This window comes from Blautia sp. RTP21359st1_E11_RTP21359_211015 (assembly GCF_040910705.1).
Classification (GTDB): domain Bacteria; phylum Bacillota; class Clostridia; order Lachnospirales; family Lachnospiraceae; genus Blautia_A; species Blautia_A fusiformis.
Genome location: NZ_JBDGAB010000103.1, coordinates 1 through 4,225 on the forward strand (window position 1 = coordinate 1; position 4,225 = coordinate 4,225).

General features: G+C 45.9%; 8 protein-coding genes. 7 read left to right on the top strand and 1 reads right to left on the bottom strand.

The window, feature by feature from the left end; all coding sequences use genetic code 11:
* Both mbpC and AB5026_RS18660 read left to right on the top strand, forming a co-directional pair.
* Positions 1-453 (top strand): mobilization protein MbpC, encoded by a 453-nt coding sequence (gene mbpC, locus AB5026_RS18655; protein ID WP_368214135.1) that lies wholly within the window; start codon positions 1-3, stop codon positions 451-453.
* A 19-nt stretch (positions 454-472) separates the two neighbouring features.
* Entirely contained in the window at positions 473-703 is a 231-nt protein-coding gene (locus tag AB5026_RS18660) for a hypothetical protein (protein WP_004295510.1), read from the top strand.
* Positions 704-739: 36 nt separating this feature from the next.
* On the opposite strand, the gene AB5026_RS18665 is transcribed toward AB5026_RS18660, so the two are convergent.
* On the bottom strand, positions 740-1,765 hold the full coding sequence (locus AB5026_RS18665) for a replication initiation protein (RefSeq protein WP_004295509.1): 1,026 nt from the start codon (positions 1,763-1,765) through the stop codon (positions 740-742).
* A 412-nt stretch (positions 1,766-2,177) separates the two neighbouring features.
* Here AB5026_RS18665 and AB5026_RS18670 point away from each other — a divergent pair, with 412 nt between their 5' ends.
* The 5 genes from AB5026_RS18670 (at position 2,178) to mbpB (ending at position 4,192) form a co-directional block, all read left to right on the top strand.
* Positions 2,178-2,429, top strand: coding sequence for a hypothetical protein (locus AB5026_RS18670; protein WP_004295507.1), 252 nt, complete (start codon positions 2,178-2,180; stop codon positions 2,427-2,429).
* Positions 2,426-2,701, top strand: coding sequence for a type II toxin-antitoxin system YoeB family toxin (locus AB5026_RS18675; protein WP_004327436.1), 276 nt, complete (start codon positions 2,426-2,428; stop codon positions 2,699-2,701). The genes AB5026_RS18670 and AB5026_RS18675 overlap by 4 nt, the downstream gene beginning before the upstream one ends.
* A 10-nt stretch (positions 2,702-2,711) precedes the next feature.
* Positions 2,712-2,909, top strand: a complete 198-nt coding sequence (locus AB5026_RS18680; RefSeq protein WP_151940570.1) for a hypothetical protein — start codon at positions 2,712-2,714, stop codon at positions 2,907-2,909.
* 192 nt (positions 2,910-3,101) lie between these two features.
* On the top strand, positions 3,102-3,401 hold the full coding sequence (gene mbpA / locus AB5026_RS18685) for a mobilization protein MbpA (protein ID WP_004327437.1): 300 nt from the start codon (positions 3,102-3,104) through the stop codon (positions 3,399-3,401).
* The gene (mbpB, locus tag AB5026_RS18690) at positions 3,398-4,192 is read left to right on the top strand and encodes a mobilization protein MbpB (RefSeq protein WP_007560590.1); all 795 of its coding nucleotides are present in this window, start codon (positions 3,398-3,400) and stop codon (positions 4,190-4,192) included. The genes mbpA and mbpB overlap by 4 nt, the downstream gene beginning before the upstream one ends.
* Positions 4,193-4,225 lie beyond the last annotated feature (33 nt).

Sequence of the window (4,225 nt, forward strand, 5' to 3'; positions counted from 1 at the left end):
ATGGAAACAAACTCACACCCGGAAGCGGCAGCTTCCAACGTTAAGCAGGGACAGTACAGCCCCCGGAAAAGAAAAGATACAACGCCAAGGGTAAACCCGCAGCTTGCGGTAGAACTGGTGTATCAAGAACTAAAGCGTGTTGAAGTCTATACGAAGCGCATAGAGGATGCAACATCCCGAAAGGTACAAATAGACGGGAAAAGCCTCGAAAGTGCCGAAAATCGCCTAAAAAACGTATTGGCGGACTTTGAACGGCAGGGGTACAGAATGAAAAACGGCGGTTATGTGGACAAACGAATTTCGTTCTACTCAATCCTTTGTGCTGTTATCTCCCTATTGTTCGCTTGTTTCATGTGCTATCTTTGGACGGATGCAGCCAAAGACCGGGACAACTACAAGCAGTATTATGAATACTACCAAGAGCAGGCAAGGGAACAAAAGGGGAATAAATAAACATCTAACTTTACGAATTATGGGAACAACGGAACACGAAGAACCCCGGTTCTTCTTCATACTGAACAAGGGTGCGAAGTCCGGCGGCGAAATCACCCATGCCGTCCTAAACGGTAGTATCGTTTCGAAGCCGGCAGGCTGGGACGCCTTTCATGGGCTTGCACTGGCGAGAGAGAAACTAAGCAGCGAGGAAATACAACAGCAGATGAAAGAACTTGGTGTAGAAATGGAAATCGTTCCTCTGATTTGACAAGATTACCCGGAGTGTTTCAGCCGGGTAATCCTGTTACTTATCCTTGATTTTCCCTTTAAGGGCGTTTATAATCCACCCTTTCGGATTGTTCTTTTCTCGTGATTTTCCGTTTAGGAGAGCCAGTTCTCCGATAAGGTCGGTTATCTTTTCTTGTGCCGTTATGAATGTCTCTTTGTTCCGGTTTATCTCTTCCGATGTGAAGCCGCAGGAATAACGGAGGTACTCGTACACATGGCTGTCTATCTGATATCGTGCTGTAACCTTTGCTTGCAATTCTTTCCCTTCCAGTTCTTCATCTCTGAACTGTGGTTGATAGACCGGGTAGAACCTAAACCCGGTCACCTTGCTACGTTTGTTGTTTGGGTTTTCACGCACTTTCACGTAGTTGAAAGTGTATGGGCAGCTCTCATCAAGCGCAGCCTTTGCTGGTTTCAAAACTCTTTCCTCAAAATGATCTATTCTGTCTTTTCCGTTCTTGTCCTTGTATTTGTCCGCAGGTATGCCAAGACGGTCTTTCAAGTTTTCAAGGGATATATCCAAAGGGTACACCTGCCCACTCATTAACATGTAAAACCTAAGGGAATACCCAGTAGGTAGCGCAAGAGCCTTGTTTAACTCAAATTCTCTGTACCCCTTGGCGAACTTGGTAAACACATCCCAAAGGTCGTTAGACACACGAAAGGTTATAATGCCAGTGCGTTTTTTATATTTTGGGTTAGATATAAATCCGCACTTCCACCATTCCTCGTCATCTTCGTAAGTAAAAAAACGTCCTGCCAAAGAATCGAGTGCGGCTATGATTTCATTGTAATCACGTCCGGAAAAAATAACGTCAGATACATGCATTTGTGCATCAACATCCCAAAGTCCATGCTCAAACTTGCGTTTCGTGCCTGCATAATCTTTCAGTTTTACTCCCTTTAGTTCAGCTTGGCACGCTTCCAGTATGCGAAGAACTATTCTTTGTTCGTGTATGGACATGTCTTGCTGTTTTGACCATGTATATACCCATGAAACAACAACATCTTTATTCTTGGTAATAGGTAGTTTCTTTTTCATAAACGATTGATTTGCTGCAAATATACACAATCCCCACATTAAAACAAAAAAAGAGGGGTAAAACTCCCAAAGTGTGGGGACTAATTTACTTTTAAACTCCCAAAGTGTGGGGACTAAACTCCCAAAGTGTGGGGAAACACATGTTCTAATCCCTTTATTTATGGGCGTTTGCGAAGAAGTGATAGAGCATATTACAGACGATGCTTATAACAGACAAGGGGAATTTATAGAGCTAAGTGGTTGATTTACTGTCGGAAAAAGAAAAACGATAGGGAAAAAGAGCAAAGCAAAACCAACCAACGGGCGGTAGGATTGGAAACGGGTTTTTATGGCGTGTACACGTTTGTGTACAAAATGTTTGTATTTTATTGAAATATAGCTATCTTTGTGCTGAATTTAAAAGCAAACAGATATGGAAGCATTATCAGTAAGAGAATACCGTAACAACCTCGCAGCGTCTTTCACCAAAGCTGACAATGGCGAGCAGGTACTAATTCGCAGGAAAAACGAGATTTACGCTTTGGTAAAAGTTGGTCGTGAAGATTTGATGATAACCCCGGAGCTGCAAGCAAGGATTGACAAGGCAAGGGAAGAAATCAAATCCGGAAAGTGTGTTACCCTCAAAAGCAGTGAGGATATTGACGCTTATTTCGATAGTCTATGATGTACACAATTAGGGTTTCCGACGGGGTGGATAAGGTGATTGCCAAATGGAAGAAATCAAACCCCAATTTGTTCAAGAAGTATAAGAAAATCTACAAAGAATTGTTAGAGCACCCTAAGACTGGGCTTGGGCATCCCGAAGCGTTAAGGGGCGGTGGGGATATTACATGGTCTCGACACATTACCGCCCATGACCGGATAATCTATGACATTTACGAGGAAGTGGTAGAGGTCTACATCTTGGAGGTAGAGGGGCATTACAACGATAAATGATAAAACTGTTATGGTCGAATATTGTGTTTACTGGTTAGAGAACGGCGAGCCTATGCACGAGGTGTTCTCTTCTCTTGCCGCCGCCGAGATGTACTCATGTGCGATAAGAGGGAAAGAAAACGTTGAATGGGTGGAGGTGTCCGAAGAAGAAACCATTGATTTGGACGAACTGGAAGACATGTTCCCGGATGACTTCTGCGGCGTGTAATCCCCTTGGGTAGAAATGGGGTAGAATTTGTTAGGCTGTGGGGGATTTTCTAACACGCCGGGGCTTTTTGCTGGGCGGTTGGCGTGGATGTATTCCCATGCGGCATGTGTATATATAGCAAGAAGTGTCCTTGTCGGACATTTCTTGCCTTTCTCGCTTTGCTCAAAAAGATTTTAAGATTACCTTTGTGGCATGGAACTAAGACGGAACGAAAAGATTACATTCCGGTGTACCGAACTTGAAAAGGACGCACTTGCGGAGCAGGCAGCCCGGTGCAGTCTAAGCGTATCGGAATACTGCCGGAGTTTGTCCCTTGGGGGGCGCCCAAGGGAGAGGTACACCGAGGAGGAACGGCAGCTTCTCCGGGACATAGCCCAGTTGAAAGGAACGCTCCAACGGCTGAACAACTACTTCGGTGGTCGCCAGTACCGGGAAGTGTTCGAGGAGAACCGGGCACTAATTACAGAGCTCAAAAAAATACTCTCACGATGATAGGGAAAGGGAAAAGCATATCACATGGTGTGGCGGCATTGGAGTACGACCTCGCCAAAGAGATAAACGGGCAGGCAGTAGCCACCGAGATAGCCCGGCATGAACTTTATGGGTGTACTGGTGCGGAAATGGTGCAGGAAATGAAACCGTATCACATTGATTTTCCGAACGTAAAAAACAACTGCCTACGTTTCGAGGTCAGCCCCTCGATAGAGGAAAGCGCCACCTTTACGGATGCGGACTGGGCGGAACTTGGTAACGACTTCATGCAGCGCATGGGGTTGGCGAACCACCAGTACATCATCATCCGGCACAGCGGTACGGAGAGCAAGAAAGAGCAAGCCCACCTGCACATACTGGCAAACCGGGTTTCCCTTTCCGGGGAACTGTACCGGGACAACTGGATAGGGAAAAAGGCAACGGAAGCCGCCAATGCCATAGCCAAGGAACGGAACTTTGTACAGTCGCAGGACATTGGCAAAGTCAACAAAGCGGAAATCAAGGAAGCCATGGACGGCGTATTGAAGAAGATGCAGGGCTTTGACTTTACCAAATTCAAGGAAGAACTTGGTAAGAGAGGTTTTAAAGTCCGGGAAGCCAGGGCAAGCACCGGAAAACTTAACGGCTACTATGTCACAGCCCGAAGCGGTACGGAGTATAAGGCAAGCGAGATAGGGAAAGGCTACACTCTCGCCCATATCGAGCGGACACAAAGCAAACTGAAGTGCAACTCAATGAACATATCTCATGGAAACAAACTCACACCCGGAAGCGGCAGCTTCCAACGTTAAGCAGGGACAGTACAGCCCCCGGAAAAGAAAAGA